This window comes from Kribbella sp. NPDC055110 (genome assembly GCF_053607525.1).
Genome location: NZ_JBSGTS010000004.1, coordinates 117,680 through 138,219, shown reverse-complemented (window position 1 = coordinate 138,219; position 20,540 = coordinate 117,680). Strand labels below are relative to the sequence as shown.

The window sequence follows — 20,540 nt, the reverse complement described above, 5'->3', positions numbered from 1 at the left end:
CCAATGTCACGCAGCACCGCGCCGGACGTGGGGATCATCACGACCGGCCACGACGTGGCCGATGCGCGCCTGCACAAGATCACGGCTGCCCTGCAGCACCGTGACCTGTCGGTCGAGCTGTGGGGCCTCGGCGACGCCGACGGTGGACCGGCGGGTGCCGTCGTGCACGCCGGGCCGCGCGGCAACCTGGTGCAGCGGCTGGCGCGGACCGCCGTACTGCCGTGGCGGACCAACGCCAAGGTGGTGATGACGGTGGACCCGGACATGATTCCGGTCACCCGGCTCGTCACCGCGCTGCGGCGGCGCAAGTTCGTGGTCGACGTACACGAGGACTATGAGCGGCTGCTCGCCGATCGCGCGTGGGCGCAGGGTCCGGCGGGTCTGCCGGCCCGGCTGATCGTGCGCGCCGGGTCGAAGCTGGCCGCGGGCGCCGACCTCACCGTGGTCGCCGACTCGCACCTCGCACCGCACCAGGCCAAGCACCGCATCGTGGTGCAGAACCTTCCCGACCACGGCTTCCTGGCCCCGTCCCCGCCGACCGGCGCACCGCGCGCGGTGTACGTCGGGGACCTGCGCAGGAGCCGTGGACTGTTCGACATGGTCGAGACCGTCGCCGCAGCGCCGGACTGGTCTCTCGACCTGGTCGGCCCGGTCGCACCGTCAGACCGGGACGAGCTGGAAGCCCGGGTCGCCCAGCCCGACCTGACCGGTCGGGTCCGGCTGCACGGGCGCCAGCCACCGGCGGACTCGTGGCAGCTCACCAAGGGAGCTTGGGCGAGCCTGGCCATGCTGCAGCCGACCCCGGCGTTCGTGGAAGCGATGCCGTCCAAGATCTACGAGTACCTCGCCAGCGGTCTTCCCGTGCTGTCCACCCGGCTGCCCCGGCAGTCGAAGGTGATCGAGGAGTCCGGTGGCGGAGTCCTGGTGGACTCGGTGGCGGAGGCATCCGAGACCCTGCGGCGCTGGTCCGCGGACCCCGGTGAGCTGGAGAAGCTGCGCGACCACGCGCTGCAGTGGGCGGCGGACCATCTGCCTACGAACACGCCGTACGACGACCTGGCCGACGCAATTCTCAATCTTTTAAGAGGAACTGCATGACCGACCGCCCACACCTGCTGTACGTCGCCTGGGGCTTCCCGCCCTGCCGAGGCGGCGGTGTCTACCGGGCCCTGGCCACGGCCAACCGGTTCGCCGCGCTCGGCTGGAAGGTGACCGTGCTGACGGCCGACCGCGACACGTTCTTCCGGTTCACCGGCGCGGACCTGACCCTCGAGGAGCGGGTCGATGAGTCCGTCGAGGTCGTCCGGGTCCCGTTCGAGTGGCCGATTCTCGAAGCCGACCTGCGCCGCTGGTCCAAGCGCCGGGCGTCGAACCCCAAGCTCTGGGCCAAGTGGCGCACGAAGCAGGACCAGATCCCGTTCCCGGAGAGCGGCTACGGGCCGTGGCGTTCGGTGATCGAGAAGGCCGCCGAGCGCATCCACCAGGCGCACAAGGTCGACCTGACGGTCGCCACCGCCAACCCGCACGTCGCGTTCACGGCGGCGTACCACCTGCACAAGAAGTTCCAGGTGCCGTACGTCATGGACTACCGCGACGCGTGGCTGCTGGACGTGTTCACCGGTGACCGGCTGCACGAGCCGAACAGCCGCGCGGCCAAGTGGGAGAAGAAGCTGGTCGAGTCCGCGCGCGAGGTCTGGTTCGTGAACGACCCGATCAAGGAGTGGCACGAGAAGCTCTACCCGGCCCAGGCGAGCCGGATGCACACGGTCGCCAACGGCTTCGACCCCGACCTCGTGCCGGACACGCAGGACCGGGGCGCGGTCACAGACCGCCCGCTGGTCTTCGGGTACGTCGGAACGGTGTCGCCGAAGGTGCCGCTCGCGGACTTCGTGAAGGGCTGGCAGCTCGCCAAGGAGCAGTCCGAGGAGCTCGCCGGCGCGAAGGCGAAGATCTACGGCTACCTCGGGTACTACGCGCAGCCGCGGGCGGACATGCTCGCGACGATCAACAGCGCCGCCGAGGACGGGGTCAGCTACGAGGGCCCGGTCGGCAAGGCGGAGATCGCCAAGGCGTACGACGAGTTCGACGCGCAGCTGCTGATGCTGGGCAAGGGCCGGTACGTGACGAGCGGCAAGGTGTTCGAGTACCTCGCGACCGGGTTGCCGGTGGTGTCGGTGCACGACCCCGAGAACGCGGCGTCCGACGTACTGCGTGGGCATCCGTTGTGGTTCCCGGTCGCGGAGGTGACGCCAGAGGCGATCGCGGCAGCGCTGATCGAGGCGGCGCACGCGGCCCGCACCGCGGACGAGGGCATCCGGGCGAAGGCGCGCGAGTTCGGTGCGTCGTACCGGCGGGACCTGCAGCTGGATCCGCGGATCGAATCGCTGGCTGCGAGTGTGAAGGGGGTGGCGGCATGAGCAATGTTGTCCTGTTGTCGACGCGCAAGCTGCCGCCGACGTACTTCGACCAGGTCCGTGAGGATCTCGGCGACCCGAACATCACCATCGACGTCATCGGTTGGGTGGCGCCGTCGGCGTGGGTGGCTGACAAGGTCAACACGTTCACGCTAATCGGTCCGGGTCGGATGCCGACCGAGCCGGTGGCGGAGGAGGAAGTAGCAGAGGTTGAGGCTGCTGCTCCGGTTGCTGCGGAGCCTGCACCTAAGCCGGAACCTGCTCCTGCGCCGGCTGCTGCGCCGAAGCCGAAGCCGACCGGGGCCAAGCGTGTCATGAAGGCGGTCGAATGGCGCGCCCGGAAGGCGAAGAAGGTCGCCGGCCGGATGTTGCCCAAGGCAATCAAGACCTCGGCGCCGGTGAAGTTCCTGCGCGGTCAGCGGGCGACCAGCGATCTCGGCAAGACGTACTGGGAGCGGGTGCTCAGCCGTCGCGACGTGCTGTCGACCATCGACCAGGCCGACGTCGTGATCGCACTCGACGCCGGCGCGATCTGGGCCGGCTGGAACCTCGGCCAGCGGAAGGCCAGCACCCCGGTCGTGCTCGGTCTGCCCGCGGCTCGCCGGGAGCTCGACATGATGAAGGTCCCAGTAGGTAATGGGTGACACGGCGACGATGACGATCCGCGAGCACCTGCCGGCGCCGTTGGCCCGGACCGCGGGAGCGGTCCGGCGGCGCCTGCGGGGCTTGCGGTACTCGTACGCGCAACTGCCGGCGTTCCCGCCGGCAGCGACGACACCGGTGCGGATGCTGGTCGGACCGACCAACTCCGCCGGTCAGGGGCACGCCTGGGCGCAGGCCGCCAAGACCCTGCCGGACGTCAGCGCGGTCTCGTTCGCCCTGCATCGCAAGGGACAGTTCCAGTTCGCCGACGACTACGGCGTACCGCTGGCGTGGTTCGGCCAGCCGCGCTGGCAGCGCGCCCAGGAGCAGTACGTCGTCGAGAACTCCACGCACGTGATGGTCGAGTCGCTGCGTCCGATCTTCGGCGCCCGCGGCGTCTCGGACGCGTCCGACGACATCGAGACGATGCTCGGCAAGGGCATCGACGTGAGCCTGCTCTTCCACGGCTCCGACATCCGCCTGCCCAGCCGGCACGCGAAGCGCGAGCGCTGGTCGCCGTTCACCCCGGGTGACGAGCTGACCGACCGCCTCGAGCCGCAGGCCCGTCGGCACGCGGAGTTGGTCGAGTCGCTGCACCTTCCGGTCTTCGTCTCCACGGTCGACCTGCTGGACGACGTACCGAATGCCCAGTGGCTGCCGGTCGCGATCGACCCGACGCCCTGGCAGCAGGCCGCGCGGCCGTTGTTCGCCGGCGAGAAGCCGGTCGTTGCGCACGTCCCGTCGAACGCGAAACTCAAGGGCACCGAGGAGATCGACGCGGTGCTGACCGGGCTGCACGAGAGCGGCCAGATCGAGTACCGGCGGATCACCGGCGTACCGCACGAGCAGATGGCCAGCGTCATCGGTGACGCCGACATCGTCGTCGACCAACTCCGGATCGGCCTGTACGGCGTGGCAGCCGCGGAGGCACTGGCCGCCGGGCGGATCGTGGTTTCGTACGTCGGTGATGCGGTGCGCCAGCGTGTGCGTAGTCTGACTGGGCGAGAGGTGCCGATCGTGGAGGCGGATCCCGACACCCTGGGTGATGTCGTCACCGGCCTGATCGCGGATCGGGACGCCGCCGCCGAGGCTGCGGCCGCCGGTCCCGGTTTCGTGGCCGAGTTGCACGACGGACGCCGCTCGGCCGAAGTACTGAGAAGTTGGCTCATTTCGAAGGAGACCCTGTGACGTCCCGCATCGCGCCCTCCGCCGACGTCGACGACAGTGCCGAGATCGGCGACGGGTCGTCGGTCTGGCATCTGGCCCAGATCCGCGAGAACGCGGTCCTCGGCAAGAACTGCATCGTCGGCCGCGGCGCCTACGTCGGGACCGGGGTCCGGATGGGCGACAACTGCAAGATCCAGAACTACGCGCTGGTGTACGAGCCCGCGTCCCTCGAGGACGGCGTGTTCATCGGCCCGGCGGTGGTACTCACCAACGACTATTTCCCACGCGCGGTGAACCCGGACGGGTCGCCGAAGAGCGGGCACGACTGGGAACCGGTCGGGGTGACGATGAAGGAAGGCTGCTCGCTCGGTGCGCGCAGCGTGTGCGTGGCCCCGGTCACCATCGGCCGCTGGGCGACCGTCGCCGCGGGTGCGGTGGTGACCAAGGACGTGCCAGACTTCGCGCTGGTCGCCGGGGTCCCGGCGCGCCGGCTCAAGTGGGTCGGCAAGGCCGGGGTTCCGCTGCTCTCCGTCGGGGACGGCGAGTGGAAGTGCCCGAACACGGGCGAGATGTACATCGAAACCGACGGACGGCTGCGGCCGGCCGGTGAAGCAATGGAGGAGAACTGATGGTGCAGCCGATTCCGGCCGCGAAGCCGATCATCGGGAAGGAGGAGCGCGAGGCTGTCGACCGTGTCATGCAGTCCGGCATGCTCGCCCAGGGTCCTGAGGTGGCGGCGTTCGAGCAGGAGTTCGGCGCAGCGCTGGTCTCCGGCCGGGCGTGCGTCGCGACCAACTCGGGCACGTCGGGTCTCCACCTCGGCCTGCTGGCCGCGGGGGTCGGACCGGGTGACGAGGTCATCGTCCCGTCCTTCACCTTCGCCGCGACCGCGAACAGCGTCGCGCTGACCGGGGCCACCCCGGTGTTCGTCGACATCGAGCCGACGTACTTCTGCCTGGACCCGGCCGCGGTCGAGGCCGCGATCACCGAGAAGACCAAGGCCGTCATGCCGGTGCACCTGTTCGGTCACCCGGCCAACGTCACCGCGCTGCAGGCCATCGCCGACAAGCACGGCATCCAGATCTACGAGGACGCCGCGCAGGCCCACGGCGCTACCTGGAACGGCGCCCCGGTCGGCACGTTCGGTGAGTTCGCGATGTTCAGCCTCTACCCGACCAAGAACATGACGTCCGGTGAGGGCGGCATGAACTCGGTCGCGAACGCCGACCTCGAGCGCCGGATGCGGCTGTACCGCAACCAGGGCATGCTCAAGCAGTACGAGAACGAGGTCGTCGGCCTGAACAACCGGATGACCGACCTGCACGCCGCCATCGGCCGCGTGCAGCTGACCAAGGTCGGCGGCTGGACCAAGCAGCGGCAGGAGAACGCGGCCTTCCTGGACGCGAACCTGCAGGGTGTCGCCGTTCCGGCGGTTTCCGCCGAGGCGACCCACGTGTACCACCAGTACACGATCCGCGTGACCGAGGACCGCGACGGTTTCGCGAACGCGCTCCGGACCGAGTACGGCGTCGGCTGCGGCGTGTACTACCCGATCCCGAACCACCGGCTCCCCTCGTTCCAGCGTGAGCTGGACCTGCCGGAGACCGAGAAGGCCGCGGCCGAGGTGCTTTCGCTGCCGGTCCACCCGTCGCTGTCCGAGGACGACCTGAACCGGATCGTGGCCGCGGTGAACACCGTGGCGAAGGCGGGTGCGTGATCCATGTCGAACACAGCGAACCTGCGTGCGGGCCTGATCGGCCTGGGCATGATGGGCCGGCACCACGCCCGCGTCCTGGCGTCCCTCGAGGGCGTCGACCTGGTCGCGGTCGCCGACCCGGGTGGTGACAAGTTCGGCGTCGCCGGCGGTCGTCCGGTGCACGAGACGATCGAGCAGCTGATCGCCGAGAAGCTCGACTACTGCATGGTCGCCGTACCGACGCAGTACCACGCCGAGATCGCGAAGGCGCTGGCCGAGGCCGGCGTACACGCGATGATCGAGAAGCCGCTGGCCGGTTCCTCGGCCGAGGCGACCGAGATCGCGAAGGCGTTCGAGGCGGCCGGTCTGGTCGGCGCGGTCGGCCACATCGAGCGGTACAACCCGGCGCTGCAGGCGCTGCGGGTGCGCCTCGAGGCCGGCGAGCTGGGTGACATCTACCAGATCACCACCCGTCGTCAGGGCCCGTTCCCGGCCCGGATCGCCGACGTCGGCGTCGTGCTCGACCTGGCTACTCACGACATCGACCTGACCGCGTGGGTGACGCAGTCGCCGTTCGTCGCGGTGGCCGCGCAGAGCGCGCACAAGTCGGGCCGGCAGTACGAGGACCTGATCGCGGTGACCGGCAAGCTGGCCGACGGCACCGTGACCAGCCACCTGGTCAACTGGCTGTCCCCGATGAAGGAGCGGCTCACCGTCGTCACCGGTGAGAAGGGCGCCTTCATCGCCGACACCCTGACCGCCGACCTGACCTTCCACGCGAACGGCACCGTCGTCACCGCGTGGGACGACGTCGCGCACTTCCGTGGTGTCAGCGAGGGCGACATGGTCCGGTACGCGATCAGCAAGCCGGAGCCGCTGCGCACCGAGCACGAGGCGTTCCGCGACGCGGTGCTCGGCAAGGAGGCGGACATCGTCACGCTGCAGCAGGGTCTGACCACTGTCAAGGTCGCCGAGGCCGTCATCCAGTCCGCTGCCGAGGACCGCACCATCAAGGTCGCCGGGGAGTCCGTCTAGTCATGAAGGTTCTGAGCGTCGTCGGCGCACGACCGCAATTCGTGAAGCTGGCGCCGGTGGCGGAGGCGTTCGCTGCCACCAAAGAGCAACATGGGCACCAGCACGTGATCGTGCACACCGGGCAGCACTACGACAAGAACATGTCCGACGTGTTCTTCGCCGACCTGCGGATCCCGGCCCCGGACGTCCACCTGGGCGTCGGGTCCGGCAGCCACGGAGTCCAGACCGGTGCGATGCTGGCCGCGATGGACGCCGTACTGGACGAGCACAAGCCGGACTGGGTGCTGGTGTACGGCGACACGAACTCGACGCTCGCCGGCACGCTGTCCGCGGTCAAGATGCACCTGCCGGTGGCACACCTGGAGGCCGGGCTGCGCTCGTTCAACCGGCTGATGCCGGAGGAGCACAACCGGGTACTCACCGACCACGCGGCGGACCTGCTGCTGGCCCCGACCCAGGTGGCGATGGACCACCTGGCGAACGAGGGCCTGAAGGACAGGGCGCGGCTGGTCGGCGACGTGATGACCGATGTGTGCTTCCGGGTCCGGGACGCGGTGGCAGACAAGCCGTTGGACCTGCCGTTCAAGCGCGGTGAGTACGTCGTCTCGACCATCCACCGGGCCGAGAACACCGACGACCCGGAGCGGCTGGCCGCGATCGTCGACGGTCTCGGCGCGGCCGGCGTACCGGTCCTGCTGCTCGCACACCCGCGCCTCGTCGCGAAGTGCGCGGAGCACGGCATCAAGCTGGAGCGTCCGGACGGTTCGCTGCATGTCCGGGAGCCGCTGGCGTACCCGGAGATGGTCGCGGCCGTGCTCGGTTCGGCCGGTGTGGTGACGGATTCCGGCGGTCTCCAGAAGGAGGCGTTCCTGCTCGGCCGGGTGTGCACCACGCTGCGCACCGAGACCGAGTGGGTCGAGACGCTGGACGGCGGATGGAACGTGTTGACATCCGACGTGAGTAAGCTGCCCGAGTTGGCTGCCCGGCCGACGCCCACGGGGGACCGCCCGATGCCGTACGGCGACGGCCACGCTGCAGAGCGTGTTGTTGCCACTCTCGCGGAGTAACCATATGACGAAGGCCGCCGAAGAGAACAAGACGCCGCCGACCCAGGAAGCCCCCGGGTCGGCTGCTGTCGCGACCCCCGGCGCGCCTGTCTCGATCGCGGACCCGGGCCCGCCGCCGGCCCGCAGTACGAGGTTGCCACGAGTCGAGTCGCTCACCGGTCTGCGCTGGTGGGCGGCCTTCTTCGTGTTCTGCCACCACATGACCCAGCTGGCGCCGCTGCCGATCTTCAAGTTCCTGCAGTACGGCACGTCCGGCGTCACGTTCTTCTTCGTGCTGTCCGGTTTCGTGCTCACCTGGTCGTCCCGTCCGGGCACGAAGATCAGCACGTTCTACCGCCGCCGGTTCGCCCGAATCTTCCCGCTGTACTTCCTCACCCTGGTCGCGGCGATCTTCGTCTTCTACCGGTTCGATCCGCCGGCCGGGATGTCCTGGATCAAGCCGGTCTCGCTGACCGTGCTGGTGCTGTCCGGGCTCCTGCTGCAGGGCTGGTCGAACAACCCGACCATCCTGTACGGCGGTAACCCGGCCGGCTGGACGCTGTCGGTCGAGGCGTTCTTCTACGCGTACTTCCCGTTCGTCTGGCGGGCCACGCAGCGGCTGAAGACGGTCGGCGGCCTGCTCCTGTGCGTCTCGGTGCTCGTGCTCGGCGGGGCGTACCGCCTGGCGCTGTTCCACTACAAGGCCGACGTACCGGTGCTGCCGCAGCCGGTGCTGCACTCGGTGGCGTTCCTGTTCGGCATCGGCCTCGCGATCTCGCTGCGGTCCGGCTGGAAGCCGCGGATCCCGGTGTGGTTCGCGTTCCTGGTCACCGGCGGCGGGCTGTACCTGCTGTACTACTCCGGCTTGCACCCGACCCAGGTCCCGGGCGCGGTCACGATGGGCCTGTGCCAGAAGGAAGTTCTCACCTTCCTGTACGGCTTCCTGATCCTCGCGGTCGCCGCCCGCGACATGCGCGGCGGCCGGTCGCTGCTGCGCAGCAAGCCGATGGTGGCGCTGGGCCAGTGGTCGTACGCCTTCTACCTCGTGCACGCCACGATCCTGTACGCGATCAAGGAGTACCACGGTGTGGCCGGCCCGATCGGCTGGTCCAACCTGACCTGGTACGCCGGTGTCCTGGTCATCTCGATCTTCGCCTCGGCGCTGCTCTACAAACTTGTCGAGCACCCGCTGGAACGGAAGCTCCGAGGCCCCCGATGAAGAATCACTACCTAGTGGAGTTCCTGTGCGTGTCAGTGTTGTTGCCTTAGGCAAGATCGGACTGCCGTTGGCGGTCCAGTTCGCGGCCAAGGGCCATCAGGTCGTCGGCGTCGACATCAACGAGAAGTTCGTCGAGCTGGTGAACGCCGGCCAGGAGCCGTTCCCGGGTGAGGCCCACCTGCAGGAGCTGCTCGCCGAGACCGTGGCCGACGGCCGCCTGCGGGCGACCACGGACTACGCGGACGCGATCCCGAACAGCGACGCGGTCGTCGTGGTCGTGCCGCTGTTCGTGGACGAGCAGACCGGTCAGCCCGAGTTCGGCTGGATGGAGAGCGCGACCCGTTCGCTGGCCGAGCACCTCAGCCCCGGCACCTTGGTCAGCTACGAGACCACGCTCCCGGTCGGCACCACCCGGAACCGGTGGAAGCCGATGCTGGAGGAGATCTCCGGCCTGACCGAGGGCACGGACTTCCACCTGGTGTTCTCGCCGGAGCGGGTGCTCACCGGCCGCGTCTTCGCGGATTTGCGCAAGTACCCGAAGCTGGTCGGCGGCCTGTCCGAGGAGGGCGCGAAGCGCGCCATCGCGTTCTACGAGGCCGTCCTGGACTTCGACGAGCGCCCGGACCTGGACCGCCCGAACGGCGTCTGGGACCTCGGTTCTGCGGAGGCGGCCGAGCTGGCGAAGCTGGCCGAGACCACCTACCGCGACGTGAACATCGGCCTCGCGAACCAGTTCGCCCGGTTCGCCGGCCAGAACGGCATCGACGTACACGCCGTCATCGAGGCGTCGAACTCGCAGCCGTACAGCCACATCCACCGGCCGGGGATCGCGGTCGGCGGGCACTGCATCCCGGTCTACCCGCGGCTGTACCTGTACACCGACCCGGACGCGACCGTCGTCCGGGCCGCCCGCGAGGCGAACGCCGGTATGCCCGACTACACGATCGGCCTGCTCGAGGGCGCCTTCGGTGACCTCAAGGGCGCCAAGGTCGTCGTGCTCGGCGCGTCGTACCGTGGTGGCGTGAAGGAGACGGCGTTCTCTGGAGTGTTCCCGGCCGTGGAGGCCCTGAAGGCGCGCGGTGCCGAGGTGTCCGTGCACGACCCGCTGTACACCGACGAGGAGCTCCAGGGACTCGGCTTCACGCCGTTCACGCTGGGCACGCCGGTCGACGCGGCGGTGCTGCAGGCGGACCACGCGGAGTACGCGCAGCTGAGCCCGGCCGACCTGCCGGGCGTGAAGGTACTCGTCGACGGTCGCGACCGCACCGACCCGGCCAAGTGGGCCGGCGTGCGGCGGATTGTGATCGGAAGGTCGGTCAGCCAGTGACACATGCCGACCTGCGGGTCGTGATGATGGTCGCCAACGACGTCACCAACGACAGCCGGGTCCGCAAGGAGGCCGCAGCATTGGCCGAGACCGGAGCAGAGGTGACTGTGCTCGGAGTCTCGGCCAGCGGCCTCCCGTCGAGGGAGATGCTCGACGGTGCGCTGATCGTCCGGGTGGCGGTGCCCTTCGCACTGCGTGAGGAACGGAAACGAAGCCGTACGGCGCGCCGCGACTGGCGGCCGCCGCTGGTGGGGTACCGGAACCGAACGACCTACGTGGCGCGCAGCCAGCGGATCGCGGCCGAGCTCAAGGAGCTGAAGGCGGACTCTGGGCATGCGATCGCGCGGGCCAAGGCGGGCCAGGGGAATCCGGTCAAGTTCAAGGCCGGCGTCGCCACCCGGCTGCTCCGCCGCGCGCGCTGGCAGGCCGCCGAGCGCGCCACCTGGGTCCGCAAGGGCGTGGGCAACAAGGCGGACGGACCGTTCAAGTTCGGCTGGCGGGCGTACGACGGGGTGCTGCACCGGTTGCCCTGGCCGGCGCCGTGGCGCAAGCTGCACCCGGAGGCGCTGGACCTGGAGATCGCGTTCGGCGACCTGATCGACCGTCTCGAGCCGGACGTGGTGCACGCCCACGACATGCACGTGATCGGTGTCGCGACCCGCGCCGCCGGCCGCGCCAAGCTGCGCGGCCGCACGCTGAAGGTCGTGTACGACGCGCACGAGTACGTCGCCGGACTCTCGCAGTACGGCGCTCGCACCCGGCGCTCGATCGCGGCCTGGGCCAACCACGAGCGCGAGTACATCGGCGACGCGGACCGGGTGATCACTGTCAGCCCGGCCATCGCGACCCGCTTGCAGCGCGAGCACCACCTGCGGCAAGAGCCGATCGTGGTGATGAACACGCCGAACCCTGCTGACGTGTCGGTCGAGGTGTCCGACATTCGCAGCCGGATCGGCCTGGCGTCCGACGTACCGCTGCTGGTCTACAGCGGCGGGGTGACGCGGGCGCGTGGCATCCACACCGCCGTACAGGCGCTGGTGGACCTGCCGGACGCCCACCTGGCCGTCGTTTGTGTACCTGGTGTGGCGACGGACGCCGTCCGCGAGCTGCAGGCGCAAGCCGTGCAGCTGGAGGTGCAGGACCGCCTGCACTGCCTGGACCCGGTGAAGCCGGACGAGGTGGTCGCGTTCCTGCGGACCGCCGACGTCGGGCTGATCCCGATCCTGCGCTACCCGAGCCACGAGATGGCGCTGCCGAACAAGCTGTTCGAGTACGCCTTCGCGGGGCTGCCGGTGGTGGTCAGCGACATGCCGAGCATGAAGGAGTTCGTCGACCGCACCAAGATCGGCGAGGTGTTCACCGCGGCCGACGCGCACGACCTGGCATCGAAGGTCCGCACGGTGCTCGACGACCTGGACAGCTACCGCGAGCGGGTGGCGGATCCGGCGTACCAGCAGGAAGTTTCCTGGGCCGGTCAGGCGACGAAGCTCCGCGAGCTGTACGGCGAGCTGACCGGGCGGCCGCTCGATGTCACGCGGCCGGGCGGCAAGGCGCGCAAGACCGGGCGGCACCTGCTGCTCGGGCCGGTCAACAGCGCCGGTCAGGCGTGGTTGTGGGCGACCGCGCTCGAGCGTGAGGTGCCGGACATCAAGGCGGAGTCGCTCACCACGGGCAGTGGCGCGTTCGACTTCCGCGTGCACCGCACGGGCACGTACCGCCAGTACCGGTCCGACCTGCGCTGGCAGTTGGAGCTGACCGCGTACGCGTTGCGTGAGGTCACCCACGTGCTGTTCGAGGCGGGCCGGCCGATGTTCGGCCAGCAGCGCGGGCAGATGTGGACGACCGACGTACCGATGCTGGACCAGGCCGGGATCAAGCACGGTCTGGTGTTCCACGGGTCGGAGATCCGCGACCCTGCGCAGCACCGCGAGCAGTACCGGTACTCGCCGTTCCGCAACCCGGACGACGAGCTGACGGTGCGCCTGCAGGCCGCGAACAACCTGATGCGCCACCACCTCGAGGGCTACAAGGGACCGATCTTCGTCACCACGCCGGACCTGCTCGAGTTCGTCGACAACGGCATCTGGCTGCCGCTCGCCGTCGACGTCGACAGCTTCGTGTCGACGCAGCCGGTGCTCGAGCGCGAGGTCCCGGTGGTGCTGCACGCGCCGTCGGCTTCCGCGTTGAAGGGATCGGCGTACGTCGACCCGGTACTGACAGACCTGGATGCACGAGGCCTGATCAAGTACAACCGGGTCCAGGGTGTGCCGCACTCCGAGCTCGCCGAGATGGTGAAGAGCGCCGACATCGTGGTCGACCAGTTGCTGCTCGGTTCGTACGGCGTGTTCGCCTGCGAGGCGATGGCGGCCGGCCGGGTCACCGTCGGGCACATCGCGGACCCGGTTCGGGACCTGCTGCCGACCGACCTGCCGATCGCCGAGGCGAACCCGGACGACCTGTCGGAGGTGATCGAGCGGCTGGTCGCCGAGCGCGACACCGCCCGCAAGATCGCCGACGCGGGACCGTCGTTCGTGCGCGACCTGCACGACGGGCGGAAGTCGGTCGCGGAACTGCTGCCGTTCTTGAACAACGAGCTGGTGTACGAGGACGAGAGCGAGTAAGTGCGGATTCTGATGATCGCGCAGTCCCCGATCGCCGGGGACTCGCGGATCCTGCGGGAGGCGACGGCACTCGCCGCGGCCGGTCACACGCTGCATGTGATCGGCCGGGACGTCCCTGAGGGCTTCGAGGTGGGCCTGGGAATCACGGTGGAGTCGGTCTCCCGCTCTTCCGGTCTGCGGACCGGGAACGGTGGGCTGACGGTCGGGCACGGGCATTCCGGGCCCAAGGTGCTGGCCAAGCGGTTCGGGCGGTGGCTGTTGCTGCCCGAGCACCGGAACCGCACCGAGAAGCAGTGGCGGATCGCCGCGTCTCCGGTCGTCGCCGCCGCTGGTCCGGTCGACGTGGTGCATGCGCACGACTTCAACACGTTGGAGCTCGCTGCGGAGTACGCCGCGTTGTGGTCTGCCTCTCTTGTGTACGACAGCCACGAGCTGTGGTTCGACCGGGCGCTGCCGGGGCGGCCGACCCCGTTGTGGCGGGCGCGCGGGCGGCGGTACGAGGTGACGTTGGCGTCTCGCGCGCGGGTAGTGTTCACCGTCTCGGACGGGATCGCGGCGCGGCTGCGCTCGCGGGGGTTGCCGGATGTGCGCGTCGTACGGAACACGTTCCCGCGCGCGGACGACGTACCGCCGGCACCATCGCAGCCCGAGGGTCTGCTGTACGCCGGACGCGTCGGAGCTGGGCGTGATCTGCCGACCGTGGTTGCGGCGGCTCGTGAGCTGGCGCCGTTCCGGACGGTGCTGATGGGGTCGGTGGATCCCAACTATCGCTTGGATCTGGGGCCGGTGGAGACCGTCGCGGAACGGTCCATCGACGAGGTCGACGACACGTTGCGCACGTACGGCATCTCGCTCGTCACCCTCACCAACACCTGCGAGAACCACCGCCTCGCACTACCGAACAAACTCTTCCACGCGGTCCGGGCGGGCGTTCCTGTAGTCGCCGCCGACCTCCCCGAACTACGAGCGGTCGTCACGCAGTACAAACTCGGCGGCCTCTACGAGCCGGGCAACGCGCACTCGTTGGCTCTGGCGGTCCGCACAGTCATCGACAACTACACGACGTACACCGATGGAGTCCGCGCCGCAGCCGCAGACCTCAACTGGGAACACGACGCAGCCACCCTGGTCACCGCCTACGCCGACCTCTGATCCGCAACGTCCGAAGAAGTCGAGAGACATCCCTCCACTTCTTCGGACGTAAGCTCGCGTCAGCGGGAGGCTTCCACCATCTGGCGCATCAGCTCCACCGGGTCCTTCTCCGGCTCCGGTTGGGCCAGCCGGGTGGAGGAGACTCGGGCTTGCGGGGTTTCTGCCGCCTGGAGGGCTGTGGTGTAGCCCGTCAGGGGGAGGGTGAGGGACGAGCGCGTCGGGTCGAGGGTGATCGTCGCGCCCGTGAACGGCACGGACGGGTTGTCCGGCTCGACTGTGAGGACGAGGCCCAGGCGGTGACCTGCGGCGAACACCACGTCGTCCGCGTTCAGCTCGAACGATAGGTCGTACCAACGATCCGAACGCAGCGATTCCTTGGCGTACATGGACTTGTGGTGCCCGACGTCGGCCAGTGTCCGTACGACGACGGATGTGTCGGAAACCGCTGTATTGACCTGCGTCTTCGCGTAGCAACCGGTGTCGAGCGCGTTGCCGTCACCCCAGCAGACGCGGGTGTCCGGCACGTTGGTGACGTTCACGTACCGGTTCGCCGTACCGTAGTCGACCAGCCGCGCTTTGATGCCTGAGGCAACCTTGTTGACCTTGACGCGGACCGACACCTTCCCGGTACCGCTGACCCGGACCGCCTTCTCCAGCTGGTCGCTGAGGAACACTGCCCGATCGGTCCGCGGCGTCGTCGGATCGAGTACGACGGTGTCCGCCGACTCCTTGTCCGTCCCGGTGAAGCTGACCGGATCGCTCGTACCGGACAGCTTGCTCAGCTTCAGCGTGGTCTGCTTCGCACCGGCCGCCGGCCACTTCGCCTCGTCGACGAACGACCCGTCCTCCCGCTGGACCGTCGCCTGCGGCGTGTCCATCACGCCGTTCTTCAGGCCCTGCAGCCAGTAGTCGAACCACGGGTGCAGCTTGTCCACCCACTCGTCGCGGAAGCTGAACCCGTCCAGGTGCACGCCCTGGTGCAGGAAGATCTTCCGCGGCACGTTCCGCTTCGCGAGCTCGTCCCACCATTCGCCGAACTGCCGGGTCTTCACGTTCTCGTCGCCGAGCCCGTGCACGACGTACACACTGGCCCGGACCTTCGAGGCGTCGAGCCGGTAGTTCCGCGGGTCCCACCACTTGCTGTACGAGCCGGTGCGGGTGTCGGAGTCCTGCTCGATCTCGTTCGTCAGTTGCTCGCAGCGCGGCGAGGCGTCATTGCTGACGTAGTCGTGCAGGAAGCCCATGTACTCGTCGTAGAACGGCACGCCGAAGCCGCGGGTGTAGTCGTACCAGCTGGAGATCGCCGCGATCGGCACGATCGTCTCCAGGCCGCGGACGCCGGTGCTCGCGACCGAGTTCGCGATCGTCCCGTTCCAGGACACGCCGATCATGCCGGCCTTGCCGGTCGACCAGTCGGACTTCGCGGCGCTGCCGTCCGGCCTGTGCGCGGTGGTGCGGTTGTTCAGCCAGTCGATGACCGCCTTGGTGCCGAGCACCTCGAGGTCCGCGCCGACGTCGCTGCAGCCGGTCGACCGGAACGTCCCGGGCATGTCGACGAACGCGACGGCGTACCCCCGCGGCACGAAGTAGTTGTCCAGCCAGCTCCCGAACACCTGCCGGGTGCCGGTCGCGTCGAAGTAGGTCGTCGGGTCGCCCGCGTAGTACGGCGAGGCCTGGATGATCACCGGTACGTCGATGCCGGCCTGGGCCGCCTCACCCGGCCGGATGATGTCGACCGTGATCTGGTCGGTGATCCCGTTCGCGTCCCCGTCGAGCCGGGGTACGTCGACCTGCACCTTCTCGTGGATCGCGTTGTCGTAGTCGTAGGCGGGCACCGTCTCGGTGCCCTGGACGAAGGGTTTGGGCGGTACGGCGGTTGGCCCGGCGACCGCGGTGAGCGAGGCGGCCGGAGCCACCACGGCCGCGACCAACAGGACCAGCCCGGTACGCAACCGAGTTCTGCGCATGCGTGGATCTCCCCCTATGGGCGGTAGGTGAAGACCTATTCTGTGCACAGATCTCACCCGCCCGCTCACTTTTAGTGCACAGCAGGGGTAATACTTCGCCCGCAACTTCCGGTGTCCGCGCCGCATCAAGGGGTGTGTGAAACCCCGAGTTCTGATCCCTCTGAAAGGATGGCCGATGTTCCGTAAGGCCCTTGGGCTCGCCGGTGCTGCCGGACTTGTGCTCACCCTCGGTCCGTCGCTCCAGCCGGCCGCCGCCACACCCGCGACCAACAGTGCATCCGCGGCGGCGTGTGCGCTCGGGCTGGGGTCGTTCGACTCGGCGTCCGGCGTCAACAGCCGGGTCGTCAGCGCAACGGCGCCGCCGACGGTGAGTCCGGTCCTCAACACGCCGGATCTCTACACGACGCCGTACTCCGTGACCGATCCGACCACGTTCACCGCGGTCCCCGCCGGCAACGGCCGGACGACGCGGAGCGGGAAGGTCGTGTGGGGCTCGGGTTATCTGATGGAGAGCACCTACACCATCGGCAGCAACGGCAAGATCGTCGGTACGCCGGTGTTCAAGCGGATCGGCAACGGGTGGGGCGGGCGTTTCCTGATCCAGTCGCAGTACAAGGCGTCCGCGACCAGCAAGCCGACGCGGACGATGCTGTACTCGCAGGACATGTACGGCAAGTTCGGGCGCTGGACCGATGTCGGCAAGGGCCTCCGCAACACCGGGTACGTGACCGGGATGAGCACGATGAAGTCGTTCGCACTGATCGCCACCACGCCGGCGTACGACATGTTCTTGGCGAACAACCGCGCGGGCGGGCTGTACACGGTCAAGATCCCGACCAGCGTCCCGCTGAAGCCGATCATCACGCCGGTGCGCACGTCGAGCTGGCAGATCTTCGAGCAGCTCGTCGCGGCGCCGTGCGGCCGGACCGGCTCGATCCTGCTCGGTATCGACAAGGACGCGAAGACCGCCTACCTGTACGCGGTCGGCCACGCGAACGGCACGTCAACCGTGATCAAGAGCCTCGGCAAGGCGCCGGGAGCCTTCACCGACTGGGAGTACCTCCGGTTCGCTCCGGCGTACGACCCGCTGAACGGAGGCTGAGCCAGGCCCCGGTGGTCGTGTCCGCCGGGGTATAGGTGATGACGAACTGGTCGTCGTCGCCGGTAGCTGGAGCGACTCCAGCGAGAACGTGAGTTGGCCGGCGATCGGGTGGTTCAGGATCTTCGGGCAATGGGAGCGGTTCTGGACGTCGTGGGAGGTCCAGAACCGCTCGAACTCGGGGCTGGCGGCGCGGAGTTCGTTGAACGTGAACCTCCCACACCTAATCATCCAACCCTCAAAGGAGATCTAGCCACGCCGGGTGCAGGACACGGACCCGGCAAACGAACGGATATCCCCCCGTCTTGGGGGTTCTCTGCTGGTGTACGAGGGGAGAACCCCCAACACGAAGGGATATCCGGCCCTTGTGACTGATGCGTGGGTCGACGGGTTCCAGGACGGTGCCGGGCCTGGTGTGATGTGCACGCTCGACAGGACATGTCCAGTGGCCGGGTAGTGCACCTGAGCGTGAACGCGCCCGTGCGTACACCGTCTCGCCGGTGCACTACCAGTCGAGCGTGCACATCACCCCGCCGCGAGCACCCGTCCCGCCACCACCCCGATCCCCGCCGGCCACCCGGTGCTGCAGCCCCATGCCAGCCCGATGCCAGCCCGTCGGCAGGTCACCACGCTCGACCTCCCAACCCGCCTCGGCGCACTGGCGCGCTATATCACCGCTGGCCTGCTGCTTCCCGCCATCGCCCACATAACCCGCCAGGCGGCACCACACCACCCACCCACCACCCACCCATCCGACAGGAGACCGGATATCCCCTGGCGTTGTGGGTTCTCCCCTCGCATACCACCGGAGAAGCCACAACGCCGACGGATATCCCCTCGTGTGCGAGGGCTCCGTCGCGCCCGGCCAGGCCCGGCCAGCGAGACAGACCGGGCGGTGCGGTGCGTGCGGTGGTGCGGTGCGTGCGGTGCGGGCCAGCGGTGGTGTGGGGCGGGCGTGCGGTGGTGCGGGCGTGCGGTGGTGCGGTGCGGGCGGGCGGTGGCGTGGTGGGGTGGGGGCTGGAGACAGGGGCTGGTGGGCGGAGGCAGGGAATGTCGGGTTGCAGGTCTCCACGGTCTGTCGCGAGTCTCTGGATGGCGCCACCGACGTCCACACATCTGACCGGAGCGCCGGACGTCCACTCCAATGCCCGGCCGACCGCCCGGTCTGATCATCCAGGCGTTGGCGTTGGGCTAGCGGGTGTTCACTCGGGATTCGTAGGGTCGCGGGCATGATTGCGACGCGACGTACGGTGTTGAAGGCCGGGGCTCTGGGGATCGGGCTTGCGGCGACGCAGGGGCTTTCGTTGGCGGCTCGGCCTCGGCGTACGAGGGTGCTGTTGGCAACGAATGAGCCGTGGGGGACGTACCACGCGCAACCTTTGCTGGCCGAGGCTGTACGGCGTGGGTGGGAGATCGTCCAGGTCGTGCCGGATCTGACGCAGATCAAGCCGGGCGACCCGGTGCCGGTCGCGACGCTGAACGACGTACCGCGGGCTGATCTGTTGGTGGTGAACGGCGCGTCGGACTGGCCGGCTGACGTGGCGGCGGCGTTGAAGCGGTTGCCGATGGCGGCGAGTTCGCTGGCGTATCTCAAGCCGGTGGAGGCGCCGCGGGCCAAGGAGTTCCGGTCGCGGTTGGAGCTTGTGACGGCGGCGTCACCGGCCGAGTCGGACGTGTTCGCGACGTACCTCGGCTGGAAGCGCCGGGTGCGGATGGTGGGGTCGGCGCAGACCGACAACCTGCCGACGTACGCGCCGCAGAAGGATCGGGTGCTCGTGCTGACCAGCGTCACGCACCCGGACCAGACCGGCGACGCGGCGCCCGGGACGCAGTTGCTGCTCGACGCGGCCGCGAAGCTGGAGGCGGCGGGCAAGCACATCGTGGTCGGACTGCATCCGCGCGAGGACCGGACGCTGTGGGATCAGTACGAGATCAGTGCGCTGGGTTCGGTGCCGGAGTCGGCGACCGTGGAATGCGCGGTGGGGATCCCCGGCACGGTGTTTCCGATCGTCGCGGCCGTCGGCGTACCGCTGGTCGGCTGCGTGGACCCGAAGCTGCAGGTGCCGGACTACATCCTCGACGTGTGCTCGTCGACGATCGACGCACCCGAGCAGGCCGTCGACGCGATCGAGAACGCCAAGCCGGCTGGCCGGGGCCCGGTGTTCAACGCCGTCGGTCCGATCGGCGGGTCGGCGCGGCGGCTGTACTCCGCGTGGTACGCCACGATTCAGACCACCAGGTGCAACTTGACCGGTGCGACGCCGATCTCGATCCGCTGACCCCAGCCGATGCTCAAGGTGTCGGACTCCATCCCGTCGCCGAACACGACCAAGTCCGACTCGGCCGTGATCGTCAACGAATCCGGTGCCTTGAGCAACCCTTCGGTGTTGTCGGTGCCGGTCGCCGGCGACGGCCAGGCCTCGCGGACGAACCAGCACAGCACCGGATCGATCGGCGTTGGGAGCGCCAACGGACTGCGGCGTTCCTGCCAGGCCGATCGGCACCAGCCGGTCGATCCGGTCCCGGTGCCGACCAGGATCCCGGACGACGACTGCCGCTCCGGTAGGGCATCGGGCGCGCTCAGCCGGTAGCGCGCGGACTGGTGCGTCCGGTGGCCGACGTACACCTCGTTCAACGCGACCAGCTGCTGTCCGTCATCGGTGCTCGCGGCAACCATCGTCCGCTCGGCGACCTGGCGTTCGGACAGCAGATCGGCGATCGCGGCGGGTTCGTGCGGCACGAGTACGCCGGGGTTGCGGGCCGGCTCGGGGTTGATCCCGATCACCGGCTGACCGTCCAGGTACTTCGCCACGTTCGCGACCAGCCCGTCCTGGCCGACCGCGATCACCACATCCTCCGGGCCGAACCCGAACCGGTCCAGATCGTTGCGCTCGGCAACGGCACGGCGCCAGTCGAGCGGGATCGCCGCCGAGACCGTGGCGAGCGCGTCCTGCTGGGCTTGGTGCCGCGCATCGAGCTCCGCCAGATCCCGTCCCCGTCCCGCGAGGAAGAAGCCGGCCTGCTGCCGCGTCCCGTGCCGAGCAACCAGTTCCGTGAGCTCGGTCGCCCGATGCACAACCACCGCTCTGGGAGGGAGGGTCATAGTGAGCCTCCCTCCGTAAGCATGGCCGGCCCCGTCGGGCCGATCTGCGCCG

Annotated in this window: 17 protein-coding genes; 14 read left to right on the top strand and 3 right to left on the bottom strand. The window is 69.0% G+C overall.

Going from position 1 to position 20,540, the window contains the following annotated elements; all coding sequences use genetic code 11:
* Window positions 1-3 precede the first annotated feature (3 nt).
* The 12 genes from ACWF0M_RS08490 to ACWF0M_RS08435 are packed head-to-tail and all read left to right on the top strand — an operon-like array spanning window position 4 to window position 14,319.
* On the top strand, window positions 4-1,098 hold the full coding sequence (locus tag ACWF0M_RS08490) for a glycosyltransferase (RefSeq protein ID WP_452234972.1): 1,095 nt from the start codon (window positions 4-6) through the stop codon (window positions 1,096-1,098).
* The gene (locus ACWF0M_RS08485; RefSeq protein WP_452234971.1) at window positions 1,095-2,417 is read left to right on the top strand and encodes a glycosyltransferase; all 1,323 of its coding nucleotides are present in this window, start codon (window positions 1,095-1,097) and stop codon (window positions 2,415-2,417) included. Before ACWF0M_RS08490 ends, ACWF0M_RS08485 begins: the two co-directional genes overlap by 4 nt.
* Window positions 2,414-3,058 carry a hypothetical protein gene (locus ACWF0M_RS08480; RefSeq protein ID WP_452234970.1) on the top strand — a complete coding sequence of 215 codons (645 nt, stop codon included), beginning with the start codon at window positions 2,414-2,416 and terminating at the stop codon, window positions 3,056-3,058. The genes ACWF0M_RS08485 and ACWF0M_RS08480 overlap by 4 nt, the downstream gene beginning before the upstream one ends.
* Window positions 3,051-4,244 (top strand): hypothetical protein, encoded by a 1,194-nt coding sequence (locus tag ACWF0M_RS08475; RefSeq protein ID WP_452234969.1) that lies wholly within the window; start codon window positions 3,051-3,053, stop codon window positions 4,242-4,244. The genes ACWF0M_RS08480 and ACWF0M_RS08475 overlap by 8 nt, the downstream gene beginning before the upstream one ends.
* The gene (locus ACWF0M_RS08470) at window positions 4,241-4,852 is read left to right on the top strand and encodes an acyltransferase (protein ID WP_452234968.1); all 612 of its coding nucleotides are present in this window, start codon (window positions 4,241-4,243) and stop codon (window positions 4,850-4,852) included. Before ACWF0M_RS08475 ends, ACWF0M_RS08470 begins: the two co-directional genes overlap by 4 nt.
* On the top strand, window positions 4,849-5,940 hold the full coding sequence (locus tag ACWF0M_RS08465; protein ID WP_452235214.1) for a DegT/DnrJ/EryC1/StrS family aminotransferase: 1,092 nt from the start codon (window positions 4,849-4,851) through the stop codon (window positions 5,938-5,940). The genes ACWF0M_RS08470 and ACWF0M_RS08465 overlap by 4 nt, the downstream gene beginning before the upstream one ends.
* A gap of 3 nt (window positions 5,941-5,943) precedes the next feature.
* Window positions 5,944-6,954 carry a Gfo/Idh/MocA family protein gene (locus tag ACWF0M_RS08460; RefSeq protein ID WP_452234967.1) on the top strand — a complete coding sequence of 337 codons (1,011 nt, stop codon included), beginning with the start codon at window positions 5,944-5,946 and terminating at the stop codon, window positions 6,952-6,954.
* A 2-nt stretch (window positions 6,955-6,956) separates the two neighbouring features.
* Window positions 6,957-8,021, top strand: coding sequence for a non-hydrolyzing UDP-N-acetylglucosamine 2-epimerase (wecB, locus tag ACWF0M_RS08455; protein WP_452234966.1), 1,065 nt, complete (start codon window positions 6,957-6,959; stop codon window positions 8,019-8,021).
* A 4-nt stretch (window positions 8,022-8,025) separates the two neighbouring features.
* Entirely contained in the window at window positions 8,026-9,219 is a 1,194-nt protein-coding gene (locus tag ACWF0M_RS08450; protein ID WP_452234965.1) for an acyltransferase family protein, read from the top strand.
* Window positions 9,220-9,244: 25 nt separating this feature from the next.
* Window positions 9,245-10,546, top strand: coding sequence for a nucleotide sugar dehydrogenase (locus ACWF0M_RS08445; RefSeq protein WP_452234964.1), 1,302 nt, complete (start codon window positions 9,245-9,247; stop codon window positions 10,544-10,546).
* On the top strand, window positions 10,543-13,167 hold the full coding sequence (locus ACWF0M_RS08440; protein ID WP_452234963.1) for a glycosyltransferase family 4 protein: 2,625 nt from the start codon (window positions 10,543-10,545) through the stop codon (window positions 13,165-13,167). The genes ACWF0M_RS08445 and ACWF0M_RS08440 overlap by 4 nt, the downstream gene beginning before the upstream one ends.
* Window positions 13,168-14,319 carry a glycosyltransferase gene (locus tag ACWF0M_RS08435; RefSeq protein ID WP_452234962.1) on the top strand — a complete coding sequence of 384 codons (1,152 nt, stop codon included), beginning with the start codon at window positions 13,168-13,170 and terminating at the stop codon, window positions 14,317-14,319.
* Window positions 14,320-14,378: 59 nt separating this feature from the next.
* Here ACWF0M_RS08435 and ACWF0M_RS08430 read toward each other — a convergent pair whose 3' ends face one another.
* Window positions 14,379-16,286 (bottom strand): CocE/NonD family hydrolase, encoded by a 1,908-nt coding sequence (locus ACWF0M_RS08430; RefSeq protein WP_452234961.1) that lies wholly within the window; start codon window positions 16,284-16,286, stop codon window positions 14,379-14,381.
* Between the two features lie 175 nt (window positions 16,287-16,461).
* Between ACWF0M_RS08430 and ACWF0M_RS08425 the strand changes: the two genes are divergently transcribed.
* Window positions 16,462-17,388 carry a hypothetical protein gene (locus ACWF0M_RS08425; protein ID WP_452234960.1) on the top strand — a complete coding sequence of 309 codons (927 nt, stop codon included), beginning with the start codon at window positions 16,462-16,464 and terminating at the stop codon, window positions 17,386-17,388.
* Here the strand turns inward: ACWF0M_RS08425 and ACWF0M_RS08420 are convergent.
* Window positions 17,290-17,616: an MmyB family transcriptional regulator gene (locus ACWF0M_RS08420; RefSeq protein ID WP_452234959.1), complete on the bottom strand. Its 327-nt coding sequence runs from the start codon at window positions 17,614-17,616 to the stop codon at window positions 17,290-17,292. The genes ACWF0M_RS08425 and ACWF0M_RS08420 overlap by 99 nt on opposite strands.
* Before the next feature lie 998 nt (window positions 17,617-18,614).
* On the opposite strand from ACWF0M_RS08420, the gene ACWF0M_RS08415 reads away from it, so the two are divergent.
* Entirely contained in the window at window positions 18,615-19,664 is a 1,050-nt protein-coding gene (locus tag ACWF0M_RS08415) for a hypothetical protein (RefSeq protein ID WP_452234958.1), read from the top strand.
* Here ACWF0M_RS08415 and ACWF0M_RS08410 read toward each other — a convergent pair.
* Window positions 19,613-20,488, bottom strand: coding sequence for a hypothetical protein (locus ACWF0M_RS08410; protein WP_452234957.1), 876 nt, complete (start codon window positions 20,486-20,488; stop codon window positions 19,613-19,615). The genes ACWF0M_RS08415 and ACWF0M_RS08410 overlap by 52 nt on opposite strands.
* Between the last annotated feature and the right edge of the window lie 52 nt (window positions 20,489-20,540).

Excerpts from the sequence above, each read along its gene's own strand:
- ACWF0M_RS08450 (WP_452234965.1), top strand. The coding sequence starts at position 8,026 with ATGACGAAGGCCGCCGAAGAGAACAAGACGCCGCCGACCCAGGAAGCC.
- ACWF0M_RS08420 (WP_452234959.1), bottom strand. The coding sequence starts at position 17,616 with ATGATTAGGTGTGGGAGGTTCACGTTCAACGAACTCCGCGCCGCCAGC.
- ACWF0M_RS08430 (WP_452234961.1), bottom strand. The coding sequence starts at position 16,286 with ATGCGCAGAACTCGGTTGCGTACCGGGCTGGTCCTGTTGGTCGCGGCC.
- ACWF0M_RS08480 (WP_452234970.1), top strand. The coding sequence starts at position 2,414 with ATGAGCAATGTTGTCCTGTTGTCGACGCGCAAGCTGCCGCCGACGTAC.
- ACWF0M_RS08460 (WP_452234967.1), top strand. The coding sequence starts at position 5,944 with ATGTCGAACACAGCGAACCTGCGTGCGGGCCTGATCGGCCTGGGCATG.
- wecB (WP_452234966.1), top strand. The coding sequence starts at position 6,957 with ATGAAGGTTCTGAGCGTCGTCGGCGCACGACCGCAATTCGTGAAGCTG.
- ACWF0M_RS08410 (WP_452234957.1), bottom strand. The coding sequence starts at position 20,488 with ATGACCCTCCCTCCCAGAGCGGTGGTTGTGCATCGGGCGACCGAGCTC.
- ACWF0M_RS08475 (WP_452234969.1), top strand. The coding sequence starts at position 3,051 with ATGGGTGACACGGCGACGATGACGATCCGCGAGCACCTGCCGGCGCCG.
- ACWF0M_RS08415 (WP_452234958.1), top strand. The coding sequence starts at position 18,615 with ATGATTGCGACGCGACGTACGGTGTTGAAGGCCGGGGCTCTGGGGATC.
- ACWF0M_RS08490 (WP_452234972.1), top strand. The coding sequence starts at position 4 with ATGTCACGCAGCACCGCGCCGGACGTGGGGATCATCACGACCGGCCAC.
- ACWF0M_RS08425 (WP_452234960.1), top strand. The coding sequence starts at position 16,462 with ATGTTCCGTAAGGCCCTTGGGCTCGCCGGTGCTGCCGGACTTGTGCTC.
- ACWF0M_RS08485 (WP_452234971.1), top strand. The coding sequence starts at position 1,095 with ATGACCGACCGCCCACACCTGCTGTACGTCGCCTGGGGCTTCCCGCCC.